Genomic DNA, 24,242 nt, shown 5'->3' with positions numbered 1-24,242 from the left:
GCACCAAGGTCTGACGCATTTGCGTCTCAGCGTTCCGCGCGAAAGATTTCAGGCGACTAAGTCTCGCTCGTTTCTTCCAATGGCCACACAATAAATGCTGAGACATCGCCCCGCTTCGACCCAATTCACGCCACAGTACGGCAGCAGATTGAGCGCATGGAGATTACCCGCCGCACCTGTTTTCAGAGCTTCTTCGCGCTGCCTTTGCTGCCCAGCATTGCCGGGGTCAACGAAACCAAAGCCGCCAAACTGATCGTACATGCGCGATCGCAAATCGGCGTCACGACGCGTTATGACCCGGCTTATGTCGCGCTCGACTATCCAGGCGGCGATGTGCCTCGTGACCGCGGGGTCTGCATTGATGTGATCATCCGCGCCTATCGCGAGGCATTCGAATTCGATTTCCAAGAACAGATCCACAATGACATGGCGGCGCACTTTGGCGCCTATCCCCGCCGCTGGGGCCTCACCCGAACCGATCGCAATATTGATCACCGGCGGGTTCCGAATGTCGAGACCTGGCTTGAGCGTCATGGGCATGAACTGCCCGCCTCAGACTGGCAGCCCGGCGACCTAATCTCGTGTCGGGTCAATGACACGCTTCCGCACATCGGGATCCTGTCGAGCCAGAAGGATCGCCAAGGCCGCTGGAAAGCCATCCATAATATCGGCCTCGGCACGCGTGAAGACAGCCGGATCTGGAATTACGGCCACCAGCGTCGCTTCCGATTTTTGCCTAAGTAAGCATCATCCGAATGCGCAGGAGATGCTCGTCCCAGCCTTTGTCATGATCAGAGAGTTGCTCAAGGCTCGGGATACCTTCATGCGTCATCGTCAATTGCGTGCCGCCATCGACTTCCACCAGGTCCCAGGTCACCGTCGTGACAGCGCCCTTCAGCCATTGATGCGTAAATGTGTGGACCAATTTTTTCGGCGGATCGCTCTCCACGACATCGCCCCACATTAATTTGCGATCTTCCTTATCGAGATCAAAGCTCAAATACTGGAATGAGACGTTTGCCGTCAGATCACGGTCGGTTTCATGGAACCAGCGCGCGAGCAGGTCTTTCTCTGTTAAGTGCCGCCACACTTTCTCACGCGTCGCTTTCAAATAGATCGTCTTGATCATAGCTGGATCACTCATCATCCGCCTCCACAGCTTGTTTTAAATTTTCGAGTTTCTCGTCCCAGAATTGGCTGAAGAAGCTCAGCCAGTCGGAAACAGTTTTGAGCGCCTCTGGCTGCAATGTGTGCAGCCGCTCGCGCCCCTGTGCGCGCACGCGGATCAACCCACCCTGCTCTAAGATCTTCAAATGCTTGGATACTGCGGGCCGCGTCATCTCATAGTTCGATGCAATCGCGCCCAAGGAGTGCTCGCCCTCTGCCAGCATACTCATAATGCTCCGGCGCGTGGGGTCGGCAATCGCGCGAAAAACCAGTTGCTCAATCATAACATGAAACCTTTCAGTTTCATTGTTAAGAAACTATTTGGTTTCATGTCAAGCAGAATTACAAGGCTGGCCTAACGCGCAAAGCGCGCTAAACAGGCGCCATGAAAATCGCGACCTGGAACGTAAACTCCGTCAAAGCCCGCCTGCCCACTGTGATCGAGGTGCTGAAAGCCATCGATTGCGATGTCGTCTGCTTGCAAGAGATCAAATGCGAGACAGACGCTTTCCCCTACATGGAAATCGAAGAGCTCGGCTATAATGTCGAGGCACATGGCCAGAAGAGCTATAATGGCGTTGCGATGCTCTCGCGCTTTCCAATGGAGGACGTGGTCAAAGGCCTGCCCGGCAATGAAGAGGATGAACAAGCGCGCTATATTGAGGCGCTCATTCTCAACGACAATCCCGTCCGCGTCGGCGGCTTGTATTTGCCAAACGGCAATCCCGCGCCTGGCCCCAAATATGATTATAAGCTCGACTGGATGGGGCATCTCAAAACTCATGCGGCCAACCTGATGCAGGCTGAAGAAGCTCTGGTCCTGTGCGGAGACTATAATATCATTCCACGCGCCGAGGATTGTTGGGACGAGACGGTTTGGTCAGACGACGCTCTGGCGCTTCCGAACAGCCGAGCGGCCTTCCGGCGCCTCAAACATCTCGGGCTGACCGAAGCCTTTGAAGTGGCCGATAATCGCGGTCACCAATACACGTTTTGGGATTATCAAGGCGGCGCTTTCCCAAAGGATCATGGCATCCGCATCGACCACCATTTGCTCAGCCCGCAAGCGGCTGACCGATTGGAAAGTGTCGAGATCTATCGCAAAGCGCGCGGCTTGGAAAAACCGTCAGACCACGTGCCTGTGATCGTCGAACTGACGGACTAGTCTGTAACGCAGCGCTGATTGTAGGTCTGAACATCTTTGTTGAGGTTCGCGACAAGCAATTGAAGCGAGCTTTCTTTTTCGAACAGGTCAGCCTTCAGCGTGTCATACGCGGTTTTTGTCGTGTCCGCCTCGATCGCTTGCGCTTCTCCAAAATTGCGCATTGCTTCCGCATTTTCCCAAGCATCACCCGCCGCTTCAACCTCATCGACCAAGGTCAGACGCGCCTCAGCGAGGGATTGCGCTTCGGCCTGCTTCTCCTGCAAGCTCGCGGCCTGCTTTGCACAAGATTGAGCTGACGCCATAGGCGCAGCGAAAACGGTCAATGCCATAAGGGCGCTCAAAGAGGAAATCATTGGTTTCATGACATTTTCTCTAGTGATTAAGAGCTGAAGCTTATCTGAACGTAGACGCCCAGATCTGGTCCAAAGTGTGACCATACCGAGCTCTGTTCAGTCTTCACCTGATTCTCGCTGGGCGCGATTCACTTGTTCAGGATCTGCAAAACAATCGATCACATTGAAGATGGCCGCGAAGTCATCGAGCAGTTCCCGCACGCGGTCTGGATTGTCCAGCGGGGTAAACATCGAGCCTGGCTCAAACAGGTCGCCACCTTCGAGCGCGATCAGCAGCTCATTGTTCTGAAAGCTGCAGCGGAGTTTGCCGCCTCGAAAGACTTTCTCGAGCTCGATCAGGCGCTGCATCAGATCCGGCGTCAGCAGGAAACGAGCTTCGACTTGATCTGTTCCGAACACCTCAAACGCGTCTTCAAACTGTTTGGATTCGAGCTTGACCCGGTCCATCCCGCGTCGGCCAAGAAACCGGTTGAGGATGCCCGCATCGCGCAGCACCAAAGTCTGTCCATGAAACGTCTTATGGAACTGAAACCGCAAACATTGGCCGTTGAATACGGTGACCCAGCGCGTGCGGGTGCGACCCTTGGAATCGGTCGTCCGCCGCCGCTCTTCCAAGTGGGCTTCAAAGAATTCGAACTGAACGCCATGGCGCTCGCCCGTCAGCCGGTCTTCAAACGCTGCTCGATCCCAATCCGGCACCAGGCCGGCACCGCGCAAATCGACAATGCTCTCTTGCACCCCCGGCTCAGGATCGAACATCATATCGAACCGCGCCACCACCGGATCAACGATCATTTGTTTGGCGCGTTTGCCGATTTGGTTCAGCGGATTGCGCCCTGCCCCATGGACTGCAAATCCGATAATGCCCGCGACAATCGCGAGCTGGGGCACCCGAAACACAAAGAAGCCAAAGATCACACCGAGCAAAGCGACCAATCCGCCGGCCCATGACCAACGGATTGAGTTTTTTGCCGCAACTTGCCGCTCGGCCTCTTGCGCGCGCAGGGCGGGCCGAAGCTCATCCTGATAGACCCGCGGAAAATCCGCAAAGTCATTCGGGAGCCCGCGCATGGCGAGCAGGATGAGTGGATCTATATCTGTGTCTTGTTCCCAAGGACCTTTAGATGTCGGCGTAGACATGGCGTTCTCCGGCAAACCCTTCATGGGTTACCGCGCCAAGATGGGCAGGACCGACCAATTTCGCAAATTTTGCCAGCGTGCCATTGCCATAAGCGGTGACGCGCGGCTGCCATTTGCGTTTGCGATCTTCAAGCTCGGCCGGGGTCAAGCGCACATCAATTGTGCCTTTCTCCGCATCGATGATGATCATATCGCCATCCTCAATGAGGCCAATCGGACCGCCTTCTTGGGCTTCTGGGCCAACATGACCAATGCAGAAGCCGCGCGTCGCGCCCGAGAAACGTCCATCCGTGATCAGCGCGACCTTATCGCCCATGCCTTGGCCGTAAATCGCTGCTGTCGTCGACAGCATTTCGCGCATGCCCGGGCCGCCTTTCGGTCCTTCATAGCGGATGACCAGAACATCACCTTCATTATAGTCGCGATTGGTGACGGCCTCGAAACACGCTTCTTCGCCATCGAATACGCGCGCTGGGCCCGTGAATTGAAGCTTCTCCAAGCCAGCGACTTTGACGATTGCACCGTCTGGCGCGAGTGAGCCCCAAAGCCCGACGACGCCGCCATTTGGCGTAATCGGTTTTCCAGCCGGATAGATCACTTTCTGGGTTTCATCGAAGCTCATATCTTCGAGATAGTCGCCCCAGCTTTTGCCGGTCACCGTCAGGCAATCTGGATTGACGATTTTCTCATCCATCAGCGTTTTCATCAGCATTGGAACACCGCCCGCTTCGCCGAAATCTTTAGCGACATAATTCCCGCCAGGCTTCAGATCAGCGACATAAGGCGTGCGCTCAAACACTTCCGCGACATGGCGGAGGGTAAACTCAACCCCGCATTCATGCGCCATGGCTGGCAAATGCAGCGCCGCATTGGTCGAACCGCCGGTCGCAGCGACAACAATCGCAGCATTCTCAAACGCTTCGCGCGTACAGATTTCACGCGGGCGGAGATTGTTGGCGACAAGATCCATCACCACACGCCCTGACTCGCGGGCATAGCCGTCTCGGTCTGTCCAAGGCGCTGGCATCGCGGATGAAAGAGGCAACGCGAGACCAATCGCTTCGCTAACACAAGCCATTGTGTTCGCCGTGAACTGGCCGCCACAGGCGCCATCCCCTGGGCACGCGACCTTCTCAAGCGCGCGTAGCTTGTCGTCGCTCATTTGGTTCGATCCGGCTGCATGCGCGCCGACCGCTTCGAACACGTCGAGCACGGTCACATCCCGACCTTCAAAACTGCCCGGCATGATTGAGCCGCCATAAAGGAAGACAGATGGCACGTTGAGCCGCAGCATGGCCATCATCATGCCTGGGAGAGACTTGTCACACCCGGCAACACCGACCAGCGCATCATAGGAATGCCCGCGCATGGTCAGTTCAACCGTGTCAGCAATCCAATCGCGGCTCACCAAAGACGAGCGCATGCCTTCATGGCCCATGGCGATGCCGTCCGTCACAGTGATTGTGCAGAACTCGCGCGGCGTGCCGTCAGCAGCTTTGACGCCCTCGGACACGGCGTGCGCTTGGCGCATCAGAGCGGTGTTACACGGCGCCGCTTCATTCCAACAGCTCGCCACGCCGACAAACGGCTTTTGAATGTCTTTGGTCGAGAGCCCCATCGCGTAATAATAGCTGCGGTGCGGCGCACGGGCCGGGCCTTCCGTCACATGGCGGGAAGGGAGTTTGGATTTGTCCCAGGTCTTACTCATAATCACATTCCTTTATTGCGCCGAGCCTTAGCCGCTCCGCGCGCCCCTGTCACCCACACAAAAAGGGCTATTCTTGCTCAAAAATCGCCGTTTCCATCCCGTCTGGGTCGATCATGCCGCGATACATACCCTTTGAGTTGAAAACATACTCATAATCGCCATTTCCATCGATCACGACGACACCGCCATCACCGCCAAGCTCAGCGACTTGATCAAGGGCGCTCTGCGCGGCATCGCCAACGCTCTCGCCCGCCAGTTCAACCCGCGCGCAAATCGTTTTCGCCACGGCGACGCGAATGAAATACTCCCCATGTCCAGTCGCCGAAACGGCACAGACGCCATTCTGCGCATAAGTTGCCGCGCCGATCAGGGGCGAGTCACCGATCCGTCCAGCCGCCTTCGCGGTCATTCCGCCCGTCGTTGTGGCCGCCGCGAGGTTGCCATCTACATCAATCGCAACAGCGCCGACGGTTCCATGGCGATCCGCATCGGTCCGCTCGCGCTCACGCAGCACGCGCTCAAGCGACTGGCGCCGCCGGTCCGTGTCAAAATAAGAATTGTCGACCAGTTCGAGACCGACGGACTCCGCAAACGCGTCCGCGCCCTCCCCCGCAAACATCACATGTTCCGACTGGTCCATCACAGCGCGTGCGGCGAGGATCGGGTTCTTCACCCGCTTCACCCCCGCCACAGCGCCTGCATCACGCTGCGCCCCGCTCATGATCGAAGCGTCGAGCTCATGTTCAGCGGCGGCCGTAAACACAGCGCCCTGCCCGGCATTGAATAGCGGATCATCTTCCATGGGGATCACAGCCGCTTGGACCGCATCGACCGCGGATCCGCCATTGCGCAACACATCGGCACCGGCCTCCAAAGCCGTTTCAAGCGCTGCGGTATAAGCGGCCTCGCGTTCTGGTGTCATATTCTCGCGAAGGATGACACCAGCGCCGCCATGTATGACGAGCCGCCATTCAGGTTGGTCAGGACCAGACACGGGAACGACCTCCTCTGCTGTTTCTTGAATAGGTCCCTGACAGGCAGCGATCAGAACGGTCGCTGCGGCAAGCACAGTGCGAAACATGGCGGTCTCCTTATAGGGCGGCGAGTTGCTCCCGTGCGAGGCTAAGCTTGTCGCGTGTGCCCTGCAAGTCGGCCAGACGCTCGCGCTGTTCAGCGACAACTTCTGGCGGGGCTTTGGCCACGAATGCGTCATTGCCGAGCCGTTTTTCGAGGCCCGTAATCTCGCCGCCAAGCTTGCCGAGCTGTTTGTCCAGTCGGGCAATTTCTTCGCCCGCATCGATCAGGTCTGCGATCTCGAGCACGATTGTGGCCTCATCGGCCACGGTTTTAACCGAACCTGCAGGCGCTGTGTCGGCGAGGTCAAACTTTTCGAGCCGCGCTAGGCGCATGATGACATCGCGGTGGGCGTCGACGCGGCGTGCCGTTTCTTCACTGGCGCCGGTCAGGCTAACGGGCACTTTCGCGCCAGCTGGAACGTTGACGTCAGAGCGGACGGACCGGATTTGCGAAATCACCCGCAGCACCCAGCCAAGCTCATCGGCGGCGGCTTGATCTTCAAAACCACCTTTTAGGCCCGGCCAGCTCTGCTGCATGAGAAAGTCCGAGCGCTCGCTGGTCTGTTCCCACAAGGCTTCCGTGATGAAGGGCATGAACGGGTGCAAGGCTACATAGGTCTGCTCCAGGATCCAGCCGAGCACGGCCTGGGTCTCTGTTTTGGCTGCAGCATCGTCGCCACTGAGGATCGGCTTGGAAAGCTCCAAATACCAGTCGCACAAAACGTCCCAGGTGAAGTGATAAGCGGCGCTGGCAGCATCATTGAATCGATAGTCTTCAATGGCTTCCGAAACGGCTGCCGTACATTTGTACAGCTCACCAACAATCCATTTATTGATCGATAATTCAAGGCTTTGCGGGTCGGCGCTTCCGCCAAACTTCGCTTCGTTCATTTGTGCAAAGCGCGTCGCGTTCCAGAGTTTTGTGCCAAAGTTCCGATACCCGGCCACGCGCTCAACCGAGAGATTGATGTCGCGGCCTTTGGTGGCCATGGCGGCGAGTGTGAAGCGAAGCGCATCCGCGCCATAGGCTTCAAAGCCCTTGGGATAGCGTTTGCGGGTCGCCTTCTCGACTTGCGGCGCTTTTTCCGGCTGGCGCAGGCCCGTCGTGCGTTTCGCCACCAAGGCGTCGGCTTCAATCCCGTCAATCAAGTCGACGGGGTCAATCACATTGCCCTCAGACTTGGACATTTTCTTGCCGGTCTCATCGCGAACGATGGCATGGATATAGACATCTTTGAACGGCACTTCGCCATCCATGAATTTGATCCCCATCATCATCATCCGGGCAACCCAGAAGAAGATGATGTCAAACGCGGTGACCAGCGTTGCGCCAGGATAGAAGGTCTTGAGGCCATCCGACTCTTCTGGCCAACCTTGGGTCGAGAAGGGCCAAAGGCCGGAGCTGAACCAAGTGTCGAGAACGTCTTCGTCTTGCGTCAGCGAAACGCCCTCGCCAGCTTTGGCCTGAGCTTCGCCAAGTGTGGCGGCGCAATAGTGATTGCCTTTAGCATCATACCAAACCGGAATCCGGTGGCCCCACCAGAGTTGGCGGGAGATGCACCAAGGCTCGATATTCTCCATCCAATTATAATAGGTCCGGTCCCAATTCTCGGGCACGAATTTGGTCCGCCCCTCGCGCACCGCTTCAATCGCGGGTTTTGCCAGGGTCTCAGCATCGACAAACCATTGATCCGTCAGCATCGGTTCGATAACGACGCCGGAACGATCGCCAAAGGGCTGCATGATTTTCTTATTCTCAACATAGGGAATCATGGGCGCAGAGGTGGGAGACCCCGGCTCGGGGGCCGGGGATGCGGCCTGGTCACCCGACTGTCCCGGACTTGATCCGGGATCTTCCTGCGCCGCTTCCGGTTTCCATTTCGGATCCGCGATCATCACCGCATTGCCTTCTGCCGTAATGTCCGCGATCACGGCTTTGCGCGCTTCAAACCGGTCCATGCCGCGATATTGGTCTGGAACCAGGTTCATCGCCGCGACCTTGGCTTCGTCAAAACTCTCTGCGCCTTCCGCGATACGCTGCGCAACTTGAGCGACAGCGTCATAGGCCTCGCCATCGCTGCGCATATGACCCTTCTCGTCCATTAGCGCATACATCGGAATGCCGCCGCGTTTGGCGACTTGATAGTCGTTAAAATCGTGCGCGCCGGTAATCTTGACCGCGCCCGAGCCAAAGTCTGGATCTGGATATTCATCGGTGATGATCGGGATCAGGCGGCGATGCTCTTTCGGCCCAACGGGAATTTCGCAGAGCTTCCCGACAATTGGGGCATAACGCTCGTCAGATGGATGCACAGCCACCGCACCATCGCCGAGCATGGTTTCAGGCCGGGTTGTGGCGATCGAGATATAGTCCCGTGTCTCTTCCAGCGTGACATTACCGTCCGCATCTTTCTCGACATAGGTGTAGGTCTCCCCGCCCGCGAGCGGATATTTGAAGTGCCACATATGGCCGTCGACTTCTTTATTCTCGACTTCGAGATTGGAAATCGCGGTCTGGAATTGCGGGTCCCAATTGACCAGGCGTTTGGCGCGATAGATCAGACCGTCATTATAGAGATCAACAAAGGCTTTATTCACCGCTTTGCTGAGATCTTCGTCCAGCGTGAATTTGGTATTTTCCCAATCACAAGATGCACCGAGGCGTTTGAGCTGGTTCAGGATGGTGCCGCCAGACTCCTCTTTCCATTCCCAGACTTTATCGATGAAGGCGTCGCGCCCCATGGAGCGCCGGTCCTGATTGCCGCTTGCCGCGAGTTGCCGCTCAACCACCATTTGCGTCGCGATGCCCGCATGGTCCATGCCGGGCTGCCAGCGAACATTCTTGCCACGCATCCGTTCGAACCGGCAAAGAATGTCCTGGATCGTATTGTTGAGCGCGTGGCCCATATGCAGGCTGCCCGTCACATTCGGTGGCGGGATCATGATCGCATACGGCTCGGCGGACGTGTCCATACTTGGCCGGAAACAGCCCGCCTCTTCCCAGCGCTGATAGATACGCTGCTCATGGGCTTTTGGGTCAAAACGCTGGTCGATCATTTTATACGGTCCGGTCGGTCATAGAGAGAATCGAAAAAGGCGCGCCATCTCTGGCGCGCCCGTCTCTTTAGCAGAGGAATTGTGTGGGTCTAGCCAGCCATGCGCGCAATTCGCTGCACTTCGGCTTCCACATGCTTTTCAACAATGCCTGGAAGGTTCTCGTCGAGCCATTCTTTGAGCATTGGGCGCATCATCTCGCGCACCAGGCCTTCAATCGTGGTTGTGCCACCAGCTTCTTCGCCAAACTCAACATTTGAGAGCAGCTTACCAAGCGCGCCTGCAGCCGCGGTGACGGTAGCAGTATCAGTAAGGGGGGCAGTTTTAGCGACCATGGGAGCTTCCTCTTCAATCACGGGCTCTGGTTGAGGTTCTGGAACCGGGTCGAACGTATCTTCGACAGGCTCCACCTCAGCCTCGGCAAAATCTTCAACCCCTTCAAAATCAGTTTCTTCAAACGTCTCGAAATTATCGTCTTCAACGACGAAATCGAGGCTGTCATCCGTTTCAGTTTCCGCTGCAAAATCAGCATCGCCTGACAGGTCATCCATGGATTGACTGATCGCGGCGAGAACATCTTCTTCGCTCTCAACCGGCGCTGGCTCTTCGGCCGCGCTCTCGAACATACTGTCATCTTCTGTGGCCGCTTCAGGCTCTGGCGCAACTGTGTCGTCGTCAGCGATGATTTTTCTTATGGAAGACAGGATCTCTTCCATGGTCGGTTCTTTTTGTGCTTGCTCGCCCATATTCACGTCCACTGAGTTTGCTTCTATTAACCGGCTACTTCAGGTCGGTTAACAAGGGATTACTTGGTTAACTTATCACAAGCCCGCAGTTTAACCCAATCAGCTTAAAGGGAGAGCTGCCCCATCGCGCGCAAAAGCTGGTGCGTGGCCACGAAGGCATCGCGGCGCGCCTCGATCAAGCCAAGACGGGCCTCAAGCAATTGCTGCTCTTGGTCGAGCACATCGAGCGTGGTTCGGGTGCCGACACTGAGCTCCTCCTGAGCGCCCTCATAAGCGATTTCAGCGGCCTCAACTTGCAGTTCTGACGCTGTGATGGCCTGCTCAGCGGCGATATTGCCATACCAAGCTTGCGCAATACTGGCCGTGATTTGGCGCTCCGCATTGATCGTCTGCAAACGGGCCTGTTCGCGCTCAAGTCGAGCGGCGCGAACGCGGCTACGCAGGATACCGCCTTGGAAGAGCGGGACAGACCCTTGCGCCAACAGACGCACCTGCGTGTCTCGATAATTGTCAGCCGGCAAAGTCTGAACCCCGGTCGGCGTGATGACGGACGCCTCAATATCGAACGTCTCTTGCGCGCTCGCTGTCCCGACCAAGGATAGGCTTGGCTTGCTCTCACCTTTCGCGCTGCGCACGGCTTGCTCGGCCGCCTTTTCAGCTTGCCGCAAGGCAATCAGGTCGGGATTTTGCGCAAGCGCCGACTGAAGGGCTGCTTCATAAGAATCCGGGATGGCAGGCGCATCGCTGGTTGGCGCGAGATCGCCCGCGGGCTGGCCAACAAACACTTCATAAACTGACAAAGAAGCTTCAAGCTGCGCTTCAGCGCCTGAAAACGCCGCGCGGGCGCCCTGCAAACGTGCTTCGGCCTGTTTGACGTCTGTGCGGGTCGCAAACCCTACATCAAACCGGTCGGTCGCTGCCCGCAACTGCTCCTCGAGCAGCGCAACACTATTGGCGCGGATATTGATCGCTTCACGGTCACGCAGCACATCTACATAAGCGGTAACCACGTTCAGGATGAGATCTTGCGACACGCCATCGAATTGCGCATTCGCGGCGAGAATTCCAGCTTGAGCTTGATTGATCCCGGCATTGATCCGCCCGCCTGTATAAAGCGGCAAGGTCGCTTGTAATTGTGCTGAAGCGATCGGCCGGTCGCCGACATTGAACGCAATCGGCTGGTTGCTGTCGAGCGACTCATATCCGCCCGAGGCAGAAAGATCGACCGTCGGCGCCCGTGCGCCGCGCGCTTGGTTGAGTTGTTCGCGCGCGATACCGAGTTCAACCCGCTGCACTTCCAGCGACGGATTGGTTTGGAACGCCGTCGTCAGCGCATCCTGCAAAGTTTCAGATTGCCCAGGGAGCGCGAGCACCAAAGCGGAGAGTGACACCAAAACAGATTTACGCAGCATGGGAGGCCTCTTTTATCTTTATTGCGTCTCTATTTAATGCACCTTCCGAAAAAGTGTACACTGTTCACTCTTTTGTCGCGGCGCACCTAGATTTGCCCAAACACCATTGCGCACAAGACACTTAACCGCTTCTGAAGCGCCGTGAGTGAGCGGCCTTTCTGCCAAACATGCCGCATGCGGAAATGCGCAACGGCCGGACGCAATTGTGTTGCGACTTTTTGCTTTAAAAGGGGCGCATCGACAGTGCCCCCTCGCCGCAATGCCGCCCATTCAAGCGCAATCGCGCCGAAATCGCTTGCGTCTGTGCCGACGATCTGGGCTGCAATCTCTACGAGAAGGTTTTCTGGTTCCGCATCGCGGTCATCCTGCAGAAACGCAGCCTCATGCGCCTCGACCAGCGCCTCGAGTTGATCGATATTGATACCCGCTTCGGTCAGGCCAGACGCAATCGCTAAGACCACATCATGCTGGCGCGGCGCCCCGGCTCGAAGCTCGCTCAACGCATCCCGCCACCATTGGAACCGGATTTGCCCCATCGTATGGTCGGTGACCACGACCCGAACACGCGCCAATTCATAGTAAAAAGCATACAAGATAATTAGCGCGCGGCGGGCTTGGTCTGGCGCATATCGGCTTGATAACCAGCGTTCTTCATCGACGGTTTGAATCCGCTGATCCAAACGCGCGACAATTTCTTTCAGAGAATCACTAGCAGGGCTGGTCATGAAACCCATATCTGTGGCAAACGCTGCTCAGAAACAGCGAAAAAATTCCTTAAGGAGACCAATGACATGGCTTTTGACCTTCCCGAACTTCCGTATGGCCGCGATGGCCTGGTGCCGCATATCTCAGAAGACACGCTGAACTTCCACCACGGTAAGCACCACAATGCCTATGTTGTGAATCTCAACAAACTGATCGATGGCACAGATCTGGCGAATGCTTCACTGGAAGATATCGTCAAGGCAGCTGCTGGCGATGCGGCAAAAGCAGGCCTGTTCAACAATGCTGCGCAGGTATGGAACCACACCTTCTATTGGCACTCTATGAAGCCAGGCGGCGGCGGCGCGCCACACGGCAAGATCGCAGAGCTGATTGATCGCGACTTCGGATCATACGATGAGTTCGCAACCCAGTTCAAAGCCGCTGGCGGCGGACAGTTTGGCTCAGGCTGGGCGTGGCTGGTCATGAAAGATGGCAAGCTGGCGATCACCAAAACGCCGAACGCAGAAACACCTCTGACCGAGGCTGGCGTCACCCCACTCCTAACCATGGATGTTTGGGAACACGCTTACTATCTCGATTATCAGAACTCGCGTCCGAACTATATGGCAAGCTTCCTCGACAATCTCGTCAATTGGGATTTCGCGAACCAGAATCTGGCTGACGCGGCTTAGTCATAGGGCCCCTGCCCGACGACAACCCAAAAAGCACACTTTTCAACTGACTGAAGAGCCCACCTTTGCCGGTGGGCTTTTTTGCACTATGTGCGGCGCAACATGTTTGCCGGCGCAGTGATTCTAAGTCGGCCCCGCTGTTCAATTCGGAACAGCTTGATGAGACCGATTTTAGACCCTCCAGCTGGACAACACATTGACTGACACCCCAAAGATTACATTCGCAGAGCTCAATCTCGACCCCCGCATTCAAACGGCAATTGACGCCGCTGGATACGAACATCCCACCCCGATCCAGGAACAAGCCATTCCTGTAATCAAAAAGGGCGGCGACGTGACTGGGATCGCGCAAACCGGAACCGGCAAGACCGCAGCCTTCACTCTGCCGATGATGCACCGCCTGGCCAAGGGCCGCGCCCGGGCCCGGATGCCGCGCAGCTTGATCCTTTGCCCCACCCGCGAACTCGCCGCACAGGTCTCAGAGAATTTCGAGACTTACGGCAAGGACCTGAAACTCAATATGGCGCTGCTCATCGGCGGTGTGAGCTTTAAAGAACAAGAACAGAAATTGATGCGCGGCGTCGACGTGTTGATCGCCACGCCAGGCCGCTTGATTGACCAGTTTGAGCGCGGAAAGATTCTGCTCACCGGCGTCGAAGTCTTCACCATCGACGAGGCCGACCGGATGCTCGATATGGGCTTCATTCCGGACATTGAGAAAATTTGTAAGCTGCTGCCACCGCGCCGCCAAACCTTGCTCTTTTCAGCGACCATGCCGAAAGAAATCGCGCGCCTGGCTAAGACATTCCAAAAAGATCCGATCCGGATCGAAGTGGCCCGCCAATCGAAAACCGCCGAGACGATCAAACAGCATGTCGTCAAGATCGCTCGCGGCGATGACAAAGCCAAACGGACCGCCCTGCGCCGCGTGATTGAAAGCCGCGATGTGAAAAATGGCATCGTCTTCTGTAACCGCAAGCGGGAAGTCGATATCGTCGCAAAATCACTGTCCAAGCATGGCTTTAGCGCCGCCCCGATCCATGGCGACTTGCCGCAAAGCGCGCGTATGGAGACGCTGAACAAATTTCGCGATGGCGAGCTACAATTGCTGGTCGCTTCGGATGTTGCGGCACGCGGACTTGATATTCCCGACGTTGGCCATGTGTTTAACTACTCACCGCCGCCAAAAGACGAAGACTATGTCCACCGGATTGGACGGACAGGTCGTGCTGGGCGCGAAGGCGAAAGCTTTACCTTGGTGGGGCCGGACGACGCCAAAGGCTGGCGCGGCGTGATGATGCTCATCAAAACCGATGTCGAAGAATATATGCCCGAAGGTCTTGAAGCAGAGCTTGAAGATCTGCCTGCCGACGAAGGTGGCCGTCGAGGGCGCGGCCGCGGCGAACGCTCAGGACGTGGCCGCGGGCGACGCGATGAAGGCCGTGGTGAGGGTCGGGGCGAAGGTCGAAGCGGAGGACGGGGTCGCTCCAAAGATCGCAAAGAGCGCGCTGACGTCGGAGAGGATAATGCTCCGGAAGAAGCAGCGTCCGAAACCACAGAAAAGCCAAAGCGCGAGCGCAAAGAGCGCCCGAAGCGTGATTTCAAACGCAAAGATGATGATCTGATTTTGGAGCCTGCTCCCGATGATGTGAAAGGATTCGGCGAAGACGTCCCGGCTTTTCTGAAATAAAAATAAGTCTTGCGAAGACGATTGCGCCAGATAATCTCACATCACTGCTTGAGTGAGATTACACATGAAGACCACTTTACTTCTGATTATTGTCACCCTGTCTCAATCTGCACTTCAGATTGCTGCGCAAATCGACGATTACCCTAAACCACCGCTTGCCGCCTATGGGGCTTTGCCGCAAATCGCGGATGCGGAGCTTTCTCCCGATGGCACAAAAGTCGCGACAATCGTCCATTTGAAGGACGGATCGCGCTTGGCGGTATTAAGCCTCGAAGGTGCTCCACCCATTCAACTTGGCCTCAGAGAACTGAAAGCGCGCGGCGTTGAGTTCTATGATAATGACCATGTCATCCTTCATGTGTCCGAAACAACGAAAACGTACGGATTTCGGGGAGAATATGAGTATTCAGGCGCGTTCGTGTTTGATCTGGAAACCCAAGATGTCAAACAATTATTGAAGGGTACGCAAGGCGTCTTTCCGGCCCAAATCGGGCTTGGAACCATTATTGGTCGCAGCGACAAAGCCGGTGAAGTATTGATGCCGGCCCTTATGGGGGCGGCTCATTCGAATCCAAACCTCGATCTGTTGCGCGTACCTCTTAACCGCCCCCGAGGGCGCCGGTTCGCGCGCGGCACGGCTGATACACGAGACTGGTTTGTTGGCGATGGCGGGATCGTGCTCGCGCGCGAGCGCTACAATAATCGCAGCAACAAATACCAGGTTCAGTCTTACAAAAACAAAAAATGGACAACGATCTTAGAGATCGAAGACGAAATTCTTCCAATGTCGATCCGAGGCGTCATGCCGGACGAGACCGGGTTGGTCTTCGCCCAAGTTCAGGATGATGGTTTCGACGCCTTGATGAAACTATCGCTCGACGGCGAGATCAGCGGGCCTCTTATCCCTACAAAAGACCGCGAAATCATCAGCACATATACTGACAATAATCGTAAGGTCTTAGGCATCCGCTATGCGGGCGTTGAGCCAGACTATGCTTTTTTGGATCCACTGCTCAAAGACAGTTATGAAAAGATCTCGGCGCAATTGCCAGGTACGACGATCTATTTGGACTCTTGGACCGATGATCGATCGAAAGTCTTGTATCGCGTGTTCCAGCCCAGTCTCGGACAGCTTTGGGTGTCGCATAGCCGCGAAGATGATACGCTGAAAACGGTCGTGAAAAGCCGACCAGACATTCCGGCGACGGCGCATGGCATGTTGATGAATATCAACTATCAAGCCCGTGATGGATTGACCATTCAAGCCATTCTTACCGCGCCGCCAGATTATCGACCAGGCGAGACCAAACCGCTGCCGACCCTGGTTTTGCCACATGGCGGCCCAGCATCGTATGACAGTTTCCGGTTTGATTGGATGGCGCAATATTTCGCCAATCGCGGCTATCTCGTGTTTCAGCCTAATTTTCGCGGCTCAACTGGATTTGGACGCGAATTTGAAGATGCCGGTCGCGGTGAGTGGGGCGGCAAAATGCAGGACGATATTACCGATGGGCTGAACGCTCTGGTCGCGGCACAATATACCGACCCAGAACGAGTCTGCATCGCGGGTAGCAGCTATGGCGGCTATGCCGCGCTCGCGGGCGCCGTTTTCACGCCTGAGCTCTATAAATGCGTCATCGCGATCGCCCCGGTCAGCGACCTCAACCAAATGCTAAAACAGGAAAAACGCGATTATGGTCGACACCATTGGGTCGTCAGCTATTGGGAAAGTGTGATGGCAGCTGGAGATGCGCGCCGCGAGAAACTGCGTTCTATCTCTCCTGCCAACTTCGCAGAAAATGTGAAGGCGCCTGTTCTGCTGATGCATGGTGATGACGATACCGTGGTGCCTTACGCCCAGAGCACAAAGATGAGAAATGCGCTCAAGCGCGCCGGAAAAGATGTCGAGCTGGTCCGGCTGAAGGGCGAGGATCACTGGCTATCCGTGGCAGATACCCGGCTGCAAACACTCGAAGAGATGGACAGATTTCTGTCAGAGCATTTGCCGGTTGAATAATAAAAGCCGCCCCGGAGAGCGGCTTTCAAAAATCGACCAGCTCGGCCCTATTTCTTGAGCCGGCCTTGCACTTGTTTGCGGAATTTCTCGCCATAAGGCGGGCGCATCATAGCAAGGAGCTCACTACCCGTTTGCGTATAGATCGCCTTTTTGTGGCTGAACTCGAAAAACCCGTCGCGGCCATGATAGGCGCCCATACCAGACGGTCCGACGCCGCCAAATGGCAGGTCTTCTTGCGCAACGTGGAACACCACATCATTGACCGTAACCCCGCCTGATGTGGTGTTGTTGAGAACCATCTCACGCTCATTCGCGTCATCGCCGAAATAATACAAACCCAGTGGACGCGGATGGTCGTTGATATAGGCCACCGCATCTTTCGTCTCATTGTAAGACTTAAGCGGCAGGATCGGTCCGAAAATTTCATCCTGCATGACTTTCATATCATCAGTCGGGTTGAGAACGATATGCGGCGCCATTTTATGGTGCGGCTGCTGACTGAAATTCTCGTTCTGCGGATTGATCTCGATCACTTCGGCGCCCTTCTCGCGGGCATCATCGAGGTAAGAGTTGAGCCGGTCATAATGGCGCTGATTGACGATCGATGTGTAATCATCATTGTCTTTGAGGCCGTCGGCGAACATCTTTCCGACGGCGGCTTGAGCAGCGCCGACAAACTCGCCAGTCTTTTCCTCTGGCACGAAGGCATAGTCCGGCGCCAAGCAGATCTGGCCTGCATTCATCGTCTTACCCGCCATAATCCGGTTAGCGGCTTTTTGCAGATCTGCCGATTTCCCCAGGATGACGGGCGATTTCCCGCCAAGCTCTAAGGTGAGCGGCACAAGATTGTCCGCCGCCGCGCGCATCACGTGATGGGCGACAGAGGTCGCGCCTGTGAAAATGATGTGATCGAACGGCAGTTTGGTGAACGCTGCTCCGACATCCGGGCCGCCCGTCACAACCGCGACCTCTTCTTCGGTATAATATTTAGCGAACAGCTCAGCCATGAGCTCAGACGTTTTTTCGGTGAACTCAGACGGTTTAATCATCGCGCGATTGCCCGCTGCGAAAACATTCGCCATTGGCGCGAAGGTCAGGTTAACGGGAAAGTTCCAAGGGCTGATCACACCAATGACGCCTTTTGGTTGATATTGAACCTGCGCTTTCGATCCGAGCAATCCGAGCGGAAATTCGACCCCGCGCTTTTCCGGCCGCATCCATTTGCGGAGGTGCTTCTTCGAAAATTTCAGCGCGCCAATCGAACTCGCAATATCGGTCAAATTGGATTGGTCGACAGAGCGGTGTCCGAAATCTTCAGCCATTGCTTTGGAGAGGGCCTCGCCATGCGTCACCAAGAGGTCAATCGATTTGTCGATCCAGGCCTCGCGTTGCGCCGCAGACGGGATTCCGTCTCGAATGTTTGCGGCCTTTTGTTTGGCGAGGATGGCGCCCATGCCATCCGCTGTCAGTCCGTCCAATGCCATTATTTCCTCCGAGGTATATTATCGTTGACGTAAAGGATAACCCAGAACCAGCAGAACACAAAACGAATCCGCCTGCCGCCACGTCACGGTTTTCAGCGGCGCTGAGCCGAATAGATTAAATGAAAATGGGAGAGCGCCATGAGCTTCACGAAGATTTCTTATGAGGTGGTCGACGATATCGCGACCATCGCCTTCAACGATCCAGCAACGATGAACGCCGCTGGGATGGACACGATTGAAGAATTATCGCTGGCGATCGAACAGGCGGCAGACGCCGCACGCTGTACGATCATCACAGGCAATGGCCGGGGCTTCTGCTCTGGCGCGAACCTTTCAGCACGACCTGATGGCGCGCCTGAGAAAGGCAAGCCGGATGCCGGTAAAGGGCTCGACACGCACTATAATCCCTTCATCAAGGCGATGCGCACGCACCCGCATCCGATCATCACAGCCGTGAACGGTCCAGCCGCCGGAGTTGGGTGTTCAATTGCGCTCATGGGCGATTTCATCATTGCCTCTGAAAGCGGATATTTCCTACAGGCCTTCCGCCGGATCGGACTGGTACCAGATGGTGGCTCGACCTTCCTTCTACCACGTATGGTCGGGCGCGCGAAAGCAATGGAAATGACCTTGTTTGGCGACAAAGTCTTCGCCGATCAGGCGCTGGAATGGGGCATGATCAATCGCGTCGTTCCAGATGATCAATTAATGGATGAAGCGCGGGCTTACGCGAAACGTCTGGCCGATGGGCCAACCCAAGCGCTGGCATTGATCAGGGATCTGGTATGGCAGGCCGAAGACAATGACTTTGACAGCCAGCTTCAGGCGGAGCGGTTTGCCCAGCGAACAGCTGGGCGTCAACCTGATTTCAGAGAAGGCGTAAAAGCGTTTCTCGAGAAGCGTCCGGCGAATTTCCGGAACAGCTAGGCGCGTGAATTAGAACGTCATCCGGCGCGGCGACTTCACTTTCGCGCGTCGAGCTTGGATGGCGACATCAAGGGCTTTACGGCCCCAAGCAGAAGCTTCGTCACGGTCATCAAGCGCGTTTACCGGAAGTGAGACATAGCTCATGCGAATGGTCTTTCCGGTATTTGGATTGGTCCATTCGAATGGCTCTCCGCCCTCGGATTCCAAGTGCTTTTTGAGCCGGTCGTCTGATTTTACATAAACACGATCTTTGTCGATCAACGCGAACATATCTTCGCCGGAATAGACCCCGGCACCGCCAAACATTTTCCGTATTCGGATGCGTCCTAGATTGGCGAATAGGTCTTCTACATAAGTGTGGAACGGGTTGTCCAATTTCGTCATTCAATTCCTCCGGTGGTGACCCGTTATCTGTCTACCGGACCAAGCACCGGCGCGTTTTCGGGACTTACGCTGCGGAACATGGTAATTTTTTGCGGCTTGGCAAGCCTGACAACGCTGACAAACCGCGCGCTAACTCATTTTTCTCGTTTTGAGGCAGAAAATACCCTCAAGAACACACCATATTTCGAAGTGTTTCGCCGATTAGGCTACCAATCAACCGCAGCGTAAACCAATTGCTGGAACTGTGGCCGGATCGGGTAACAGCCGGTTGGGATCATCTGCGTGGCTTGAATGGCGATCATTTCTTCCACCGGGTCGATCCAGAAGAATGTGTTCGCAAGCCCGCCCCAGCTAAAGGATCCGACAGATCCTGGTGTCAGCGTTTCCGCCACATCGACCACTGTCGATCCGCCCAGTCCGAATCCGTTGCCTTCCATGCGAGCCTCAGAGAAGGTTTGATCGCCCATCTCTTTGATCGTCTTACCGCCTGGCAAATGGTTCATCCGCATGAACTCAACCGTCTTAGGGCTAAGCAAACGGGTGCCTTCCAGGCTGCCGCCTTGCAGGAGCATCAGACAGAAGCGGTGATAATCGCGCAACGTTGAGACCAATCCACCACCGGCATTGAGCAGTTTTGGCTGGGTTTTGTAGGCTTTGCTGTCTGCCCCTGCCCCGTCGCTCATCGTGACTTCGCCCGTGATCGGGTTTTTCGCATAGCACGCCATCAACCGGTCGAGCTTGCTCTCTGGGACAAAGAAGTCGGTATCGACCATGCCCAGCGGCTCGAAAATCCGCTCGCGGAAAAAGACGTCGAGCGACATCCCGCTGGCGACTTCAACCACGCGGCCGAGAATGTCTGTTGAGTGGCCATAATTCCAGCGCTCGCCGGGAGAGAAGACGAGAGGCAGTTTGGCGATACGCGCGCACATTTCGCCCAATGTCTCTCCCTCGCCTTCGCCGAGGTTTCCGATTTTCTCAGCCCGATAGAGCGCGTCGACTTCGTGCTGGAATAGGAATCCATATGTGACGCCCGTCGTGTGGGTGAACGCATCGCGCACCGTCATGGGCCGATCCGGCGCGCGGGTTTTATAGTCCTTCAAGTCGCCGCCATCCCAGACTTGCGTGTCCGCAAACTCAGGAATGTAGCGAGAGATCTCATGATCGAGACGGAGAATGCCTTCATCATGCAGCATCATCGCAGCAACCGAGGTGATCGGCTTGGTCATCGAATAGATCCGGAAAATCGTATCCGGACCAATTGGCGATCCCCCTTCGAGATGAGTCTTGCCGCGATAGGCCTCATGTACGATTTGGCCATTGCGAGAGACCAGCGTCGCCATACAAGGCAGCTTGCCATCTTTGACATAGGCCTTGTCGAAATAGTCCGGAATGTAATCCAGCCGCTCGGAATTTAAGCCGACATCTTCTGGCGCAAATTCGTGCTCGGTATCGGCCATTTAAATTTCTCCGCGTTTCGCTGCGCGGCTGAGCTCGCGGGCGATGATGATCTGTTGGATTTGAGTCGTGCCTTCATAGAGGCGGAATATGCGCGCGTCACGGAAGAAGCGCTCAACGCCATAATCAGCGACATAGCCGGCGCCGCCAAACACTTGCACGGCGCGGTCCGCAACCCGGCCAACGGCCTCCGACGCGAACATTTTACAGCACGAGGCCAGCATTGTGACCGGCTCCCCCGCATCGCGTTTTTTCGCTGCGTCTAAGATCATGCAGCGCGCGGCATAGGCCTCGGCCTGGCTGTCGGCGATCATCGCTTGGATCAGCTGATGTTGCATGATCGGCTTACCGAACTGTTCGCGCTCCATGGCGTAATTGACCATTTCGCTGATCAAGCGATCCATCATGCCAGTGCAGACCGAGGAAATATGCAAACGGCCTTTATCGAGCACGCTCATCGCGACTTTAAAGCCTTCGCCCTCACCGGCGACCATCATTTCAGCAGGCACGCGGGCATTGTCGAAATTCACGTCACAAATATGCGCGCCTTGCTGGCCCATTTTCTTTTCTGGCTTGCCAACCGAAAGACCCGGCGTGTCGCGCGACACGATGAAGGCCGACACGCCCTTAGCGCCCGGCTCGTCTGGATTGGTGCGCGCCATGACCGTGAACAGATCCGCGACATTGGCATTGGTGATATAGCGTTTTCCGCCGCTCAGCAGATAGCCGTCGCCATCCTTCGTCGCCTTGGTCCGCAGGCCAGCCGCGTCAGACCCGGCTTCGGGTTCGGTCAGCGCGAAACTGGTGACGATATCGCCGCTTGCAATCCCTGGCAGATATCTCTCTTTCTGCTCTTCGGTGCCGAACAGGACGAGCGCTTGTGAGCCAATCCCAATATTCGTCCCGGCAACTGACCGAAAGGCGGGAGAGGTCCAGCCGAGTTCGAAGCCAACCAAGCATTCGGTTTCCATATCGAGGCCCAGACCACCATAAGCTTCCGGCACCGCAAGCCCGAACAGGCCAAGCTCTTTCATTTCCTGAACCAGCTCATCCGGCACGAGATCATCCTCAGCCACTTGCGCCTCGGCCGGGACGCAGCGCTCGCGCACGAAGCGGCGCACTTGATCAATCAAAGCCGCGCGAATTTCGGGATCAAAAGCCATGGATCAATTCCTCCTGAGACCCACAATACCGAAGCTGCTCGCCAAGTCGAACCCTGACGCATCGTCACGCTAGCGAATTGTCGTCACGACGCTATGTCTGCTGACCAGGAGGGCCGATTATGGAAGCTAAAACAATCACTGAAGGCGAGTTTGCGGGATGGTCAACTTGGCCGAATGAACCGTTTGAACATGACGCCGCCGGCCCGTTCTATTTAAAGCGCGAAGAGGATGGGCAAATGGTTGCGGCCTTCCGAGCGGCGCGGAAACATATGAATGCGGGCGGCGTGGTGCATGGCGGCGCGCTGATGACGTTCGCCGATTTCGCGCTCTTCGCTCTCGCCCATTCAGGCGACGATGACGGCTATGGCGTGACGGTAGCGTTCACCTCGGAATTCCTCTCCGGCGCGCTCGAGGGCGAGCTGATCGAAGCGCGCGGCGAAGTGATGGGCGGCGGACGCTCAATCACTTTCGTGCGCGGCGTCATCACGGGAGATGGACGCCCGGTCTTAAACTTCTCTGGCACGATCAAGAAACGGCATAAAAAGGCGACCACAGGCTAGCACCTCTGCCTGAGCGAATGATTGCCTCATGTTGAGCGAAGTCGAAGGATGCCATCCCAGATCGCACCGCCCTCGTCCTTCGACTTCGCTCAGGATGAGGGCTGGTTTGGTGCTCGCCTTAATTCTCGACCGTAAAGGTGAGCCCGGCTTTTTCGGTTAGGCGCTTGACCAGAGGTCCGCCCATCGCCGGTGCTGGGGTCCAAATCCCGCCTGGCGTACCCGTATCATCTTTGACGAGACAGATGGCGCTTTCAGCAATCATCTTGGAGGTTGAGCCATAGCCTGGGTCTTTATCGCCGGTAACGCCCGCGATGATAACTTGGCCGTCGGCGGATGTGCCGTGGAACATGACGTCATAGAAGCCGGCTTCGCGCTCTTCCTTGCTTGGCCCTTCGCCAGGCTTTGGACCATCATCGCCGCCCATCATATCCATGCTGGCAATCGCTTCAGCTGCCGCTTTGCCTTGGTCGCCAGGGCCGGTCAGCATCATCTCATCATAGGTGAAGTCTTCACCATAGGCATGTCCCATCAGGGCGTTTGAGCGGTGGACATTCTTGGTGTTGATCGACGCCATAATGAAAGGCGCAGACCAGCTGCCAATATCGGTGTCTTCAATCGGTTTCATTCCGTGCGGCTGATCCGGGCCTTGGAAGCCCATGGTCAAGCTGAACGGGTTTTGCAAAACGCCCAATAGCGAAGGATCTTTGCCGACAGACGCCATGGTCGCTTTGAAGCTTGCTGCGGTGCCGCCAGAGAAAGTGCCTTGCATCTTACGGACGCGGCCTTTGATGCGCGGGACAGGCTTGCCGAACCGCTCTTTCGCCGCTTCTTGAGTGAACCAGACGCCGAGATCGAACGGGATCGAGTCGAACCCGCAAGAAAAGACAATCCGCGCACCGCTAGCTTGCGCCGCGCCTTCATATTTCTCGATCATCTGGTGCATCCAAGCCGGCTCACCACAAAGATCGACATAATCAGTGCCCGCATCGGCGCAGGCAGACACCAAGGCTTCGCCATAGAGCTGGTAAGGCCCGACAGTTGTGCAGATACACCCGGCCCGTTCGGCCATGGATTTAAGGCTGGCGGGGTCATTTGCATCAGCAACTACGAACGGCGTATCCGCTGGCGCGCCGATCTCGTCGCGGACAGCGGCGAGCTTGTCAGCACTCCGCCCCGCCATGGCCCAGGTGACGTCGCCGCCGACGCCATAGGTCTTAGAGAGATATTCAGCGACCAACCGGCCTGTATAGCCGGTTGATCCATAAACGATGACGTCAAATTCGCGGCCAGTTGCCATGGCACCCTCCTAATGTTGTTGCCTTTAACTGGGGCACAGAGGGGGCC

22 protein-coding genes are annotated in these 24,242 nt (G+C 56.3%); 7 read left to right on the top strand and 15 right to left on the bottom strand.

All coding sequences use genetic code 11. The features are described 5' to 3' along the window. Positions 1–156 precede the first annotated feature (156 nt). Complete coding sequence (locus tag MY069_RS15010; protein WP_482794598.1) at positions 157–744, top strand: DUF1287 domain-containing protein; 588 nt, start codon at positions 157–159, stop codon at positions 742–744. Here MY069_RS15010 and MY069_RS15005 read toward each other — a convergent pair. Continuing rightward, positions 737–1,144 (bottom strand): SRPBCC family protein, encoded by a 408-nt coding sequence (locus MY069_RS15005; protein ID WP_482794597.1) that lies wholly within the window; start codon positions 1,142–1,144, stop codon positions 737–739. The two genes, MY069_RS15010 and MY069_RS15005, sit on opposite strands and share 8 nt — an antisense overlap. After that, positions 1,137–1,451 (bottom strand): ArsR/SmtB family transcription factor, encoded by a 315-nt coding sequence (locus tag MY069_RS15000; protein WP_482794596.1) that lies wholly within the window; start codon positions 1,449–1,451, stop codon positions 1,137–1,139. The genes MY069_RS15005 and MY069_RS15000 overlap by 8 nt, the downstream gene beginning before the upstream one ends. Before the next feature lie 101 nt (positions 1,452–1,552). On the opposite strand from MY069_RS15000, the gene xth reads away from it, so the two are divergent. Next, on the top strand, positions 1,553–2,332 hold the full coding sequence (gene xth, locus MY069_RS14995) for an exodeoxyribonuclease III (protein ID WP_482794595.1): 780 nt from the start codon (positions 1,553–1,555) through the stop codon (positions 2,330–2,332). On the opposite strand, the gene MY069_RS14990 is transcribed toward xth, so the two are convergent. The 8 genes from MY069_RS14990 to MY069_RS14955 all read right to left on the bottom strand — a co-directional run bounded on the left by MY069_RS14990 (position 2,329) and on the right by MY069_RS14955 (position 12,546). Continuing rightward, positions 2,329–2,694 (bottom strand): hypothetical protein, encoded by a 366-nt coding sequence (locus MY069_RS14990; protein ID WP_482794594.1) that lies wholly within the window; start codon positions 2,692–2,694, stop codon positions 2,329–2,331. The genes xth and MY069_RS14990 overlap by 4 nt on opposite strands. A gap of 87 nt (positions 2,695–2,781) precedes the next feature. Continuing rightward, on the bottom strand, positions 2,782–3,825 hold the full coding sequence (locus tag MY069_RS14985; RefSeq protein ID WP_482794593.1) for a DUF3137 domain-containing protein: 1,044 nt from the start codon (positions 3,823–3,825) through the stop codon (positions 2,782–2,784). Next, the gene (gene ilvD, locus MY069_RS14980; RefSeq protein WP_482794592.1) at positions 3,806–5,533 is read right to left on the bottom strand and encodes a dihydroxy-acid dehydratase; all 1,728 of its coding nucleotides are present in this window, start codon (positions 5,531–5,533) and stop codon (positions 3,806–3,808) included. The genes MY069_RS14985 and ilvD overlap by 20 nt, the downstream gene beginning before the upstream one ends. 67 nt (positions 5,534–5,600) lie before the next feature. Beyond that, positions 5,601–6,614: an isoaspartyl peptidase/L-asparaginase family protein gene (locus MY069_RS14975; protein WP_482794591.1), complete on the bottom strand. Its 1,014-nt coding sequence runs from the start codon at positions 6,612–6,614 to the stop codon at positions 5,601–5,603. 10 nt (positions 6,615–6,624) lie between these two features. After that, positions 6,625–9,666 (bottom strand): valine--tRNA ligase, encoded by a 3,042-nt coding sequence (locus MY069_RS14970; RefSeq protein WP_482794590.1) that lies wholly within the window; start codon positions 9,664–9,666, stop codon positions 6,625–6,627. An 89-nt stretch (positions 9,667–9,755) separates the two neighbouring features. Beyond that, complete coding sequence (locus tag MY069_RS14965) at positions 9,756–10,409, bottom strand: DUF2497 domain-containing protein (RefSeq protein WP_482794589.1); 654 nt, start codon at positions 10,407–10,409, stop codon at positions 9,756–9,758. Between the two features lie 104 nt (positions 10,410–10,513). Continuing rightward, on the bottom strand, positions 10,514–11,821 hold the full coding sequence (locus MY069_RS14960; protein WP_482794588.1) for a TolC family outer membrane protein: 1,308 nt from the start codon (positions 11,819–11,821) through the stop codon (positions 10,514–10,516). Positions 11,822–11,907: 86 nt separating this feature from the next. Beyond that, a complete protein-coding gene (locus MY069_RS14955; RefSeq protein WP_482794587.1) occupies positions 11,908–12,546 on the bottom strand; it encodes a squalene/phytoene synthase family protein in 639 nt (212 codons plus the stop codon). 66 nt (positions 12,547–12,612) lie between these two features. Between MY069_RS14955 and MY069_RS14950 the strand changes: the two genes are divergently transcribed. From MY069_RS14950 to MY069_RS14940, 3 genes are all read left to right on the top strand, one after another. Beyond that, positions 12,613–13,218 (top strand): superoxide dismutase, encoded by a 606-nt coding sequence (locus tag MY069_RS14950; protein ID WP_482794586.1) that lies wholly within the window; start codon positions 12,613–12,615, stop codon positions 13,216–13,218. Positions 13,219–13,414: 196 nt separating this feature from the next. Continuing rightward, positions 13,415–14,908 carry a DEAD/DEAH box helicase gene (locus MY069_RS14945; RefSeq protein WP_482794585.1) on the top strand — a complete coding sequence of 498 codons (1,494 nt, stop codon included), beginning with the start codon at positions 13,415–13,417 and terminating at the stop codon, positions 14,906–14,908. Positions 14,909–14,972: 64 nt separating this feature from the next. Next, positions 14,973–16,925 (top strand): alpha/beta hydrolase family protein, encoded by a 1,953-nt coding sequence (locus MY069_RS14940; protein WP_482794584.1) that lies wholly within the window; start codon positions 14,973–14,975, stop codon positions 16,923–16,925. A gap of 47 nt (positions 16,926–16,972) precedes the next feature. Here the strand turns inward: MY069_RS14940 and MY069_RS14935 are convergent, their stop codons facing one another. Next, positions 16,973–18,409, bottom strand: a complete 1,437-nt coding sequence (locus MY069_RS14935; RefSeq protein WP_482794583.1) for a coniferyl aldehyde dehydrogenase — start codon at positions 18,407–18,409, stop codon at positions 16,973–16,975. 138 nt (positions 18,410–18,547) lie between these two features. Here MY069_RS14935 and MY069_RS14930 point away from each other — a divergent pair, with 138 nt between their 5' ends. Next, on the top strand, positions 18,548–19,336 hold the full coding sequence (locus tag MY069_RS14930) for an enoyl-CoA hydratase/isomerase (RefSeq protein WP_482794582.1): 789 nt from the start codon (positions 18,548–18,550) through the stop codon (positions 19,334–19,336). A 9-nt stretch (positions 19,337–19,345) separates the two neighbouring features. On the opposite strand, the gene MY069_RS14925 is transcribed toward MY069_RS14930, so the two are convergent. From MY069_RS14925 to MY069_RS14915, 3 genes are all read right to left on the bottom strand, one after another. Further along, positions 19,346–19,720, bottom strand: coding sequence for a TfoX/Sxy family protein (locus tag MY069_RS14925; protein WP_482794581.1), 375 nt, complete (start codon positions 19,718–19,720; stop codon positions 19,346–19,348). Positions 19,721–19,926: 206 nt separating this feature from the next. Continuing rightward, positions 19,927–21,177 carry a serine hydrolase domain-containing protein gene (locus tag MY069_RS14920; RefSeq protein ID WP_482794580.1) on the bottom strand — a complete coding sequence of 417 codons (1,251 nt, stop codon included), beginning with the start codon at positions 21,175–21,177 and terminating at the stop codon, positions 19,927–19,929. Continuing rightward, the gene (locus MY069_RS14915; protein WP_482794579.1) at positions 21,178–22,338 is read right to left on the bottom strand and encodes an acyl-CoA dehydrogenase family protein; all 1,161 of its coding nucleotides are present in this window, start codon (positions 22,336–22,338) and stop codon (positions 21,178–21,180) included. 119 nt (positions 22,339–22,457) lie between these two features. Between MY069_RS14915 and MY069_RS14910 the strand changes: the two genes are divergently transcribed. Then, positions 22,458–22,898 (top strand): PaaI family thioesterase, encoded by a 441-nt coding sequence (locus MY069_RS14910; protein WP_482794578.1) that lies wholly within the window; start codon positions 22,458–22,460, stop codon positions 22,896–22,898. Positions 22,899–23,016: 118 nt separating this feature from the next. Here MY069_RS14910 and MY069_RS14905 read toward each other — a convergent pair whose 3' ends face one another. After that, positions 23,017–24,195: a saccharopine dehydrogenase family protein gene (locus tag MY069_RS14905; protein WP_482794577.1), complete on the bottom strand. Its 1,179-nt coding sequence runs from the start codon at positions 24,193–24,195 to the stop codon at positions 23,017–23,019. Positions 24,196–24,242 lie beyond the last annotated feature (47 nt).

Source organism: Hyphomonas sp. ske169 (genome assembly GCF_056850855.1).
Note: the sequence above shows the minus strand (reverse complement) of the source record. Positions and strands in the feature narration are given on the sequence as shown.

Bases quoted from the DNA above. Each gene is read 5' to 3' on its own strand.
- MY069_RS15010 (WP_482794598.1), top strand. From the start codon at position 157: ATGGAGATTACCCGCCGCACCTGTTTTCAGAGCTTCTTCGCGCTGCCT.
- MY069_RS15005 (WP_482794597.1), bottom strand. From the start codon at position 1,144: ATGAGTGATCCAGCTATGATCAAGACGATCTATTTGAAAGCGACGCGT.
- MY069_RS15000 (WP_482794596.1), bottom strand. From the start codon at position 1,451: ATGATTGAGCAACTGGTTTTTCGCGCGATTGCCGACCCCACGCGCCGG.
- xth (WP_482794595.1), top strand. From the start codon at position 1,553: ATGAAAATCGCGACCTGGAACGTAAACTCCGTCAAAGCCCGCCTGCCC.
- MY069_RS14990 (WP_482794594.1), bottom strand. From the start codon at position 2,694: ATGAAACCAATGATTTCCTCTTTGAGCGCCCTTATGGCATTGACCGTT.
- MY069_RS14985 (WP_482794593.1), bottom strand. From the start codon at position 3,825: ATGTCTACGCCGACATCTAAAGGTCCTTGGGAACAAGACACAGATATA.
- ilvD (WP_482794592.1), bottom strand. From the start codon at position 5,533: ATGAGTAAGACCTGGGACAAATCCAAACTCCCTTCCCGCCATGTGACG.
- MY069_RS14975 (WP_482794591.1), bottom strand. From the start codon at position 6,614: ATGTTTCGCACTGTGCTTGCCGCAGCGACCGTTCTGATCGCTGCCTGT.
- MY069_RS14970 (WP_482794590.1), bottom strand. From the start codon at position 9,666: ATGATCGACCAGCGTTTTGACCCAAAAGCCCATGAGCAGCGTATCTAT.
- MY069_RS14965 (WP_482794589.1), bottom strand. From the start codon at position 10,409: ATGGGCGAGCAAGCACAAAAAGAACCGACCATGGAAGAGATCCTGTCT.
- MY069_RS14960 (WP_482794588.1), bottom strand. From the start codon at position 11,821: ATGCTGCGTAAATCTGTTTTGGTGTCACTCTCCGCTTTGGTGCTCGCG.
- MY069_RS14955 (WP_482794587.1), bottom strand. From the start codon at position 12,546: ATGACCAGCCCTGCTAGTGATTCTCTGAAAGAAATTGTCGCGCGTTTG.
- MY069_RS14950 (WP_482794586.1), top strand. From the start codon at position 12,613: ATGGCTTTTGACCTTCCCGAACTTCCGTATGGCCGCGATGGCCTGGTG.
- MY069_RS14940 (WP_482794584.1), top strand. From the start codon at position 14,973: ATGAAGACCACTTTACTTCTGATTATTGTCACCCTGTCTCAATCTGCA.
- MY069_RS14935 (WP_482794583.1), bottom strand. From the start codon at position 18,409: ATGGCATTGGACGGACTGACAGCGGATGGCATGGGCGCCATCCTCGCC.
- MY069_RS14930 (WP_482794582.1), top strand. From the start codon at position 18,548: ATGAGCTTCACGAAGATTTCTTATGAGGTGGTCGACGATATCGCGACC.
- MY069_RS14925 (WP_482794581.1), bottom strand. From the start codon at position 19,720: ATGACGAAATTGGACAACCCGTTCCACACTTATGTAGAAGACCTATTC.
- MY069_RS14920 (WP_482794580.1), bottom strand. From the start codon at position 21,177: ATGGCCGATACCGAGCACGAATTTGCGCCAGAAGATGTCGGCTTAAAT.
- MY069_RS14915 (WP_482794579.1), bottom strand. From the start codon at position 22,338: ATGGCTTTTGATCCCGAAATTCGCGCGGCTTTGATTGATCAAGTGCGC.
- MY069_RS14910 (WP_482794578.1), top strand. From the start codon at position 22,458: ATGGAAGCTAAAACAATCACTGAAGGCGAGTTTGCGGGATGGTCAACT.
- MY069_RS14905 (WP_482794577.1), bottom strand. From the start codon at position 24,195: ATGGCAACTGGCCGCGAATTTGACGTCATCGTTTATGGATCAACCGGC.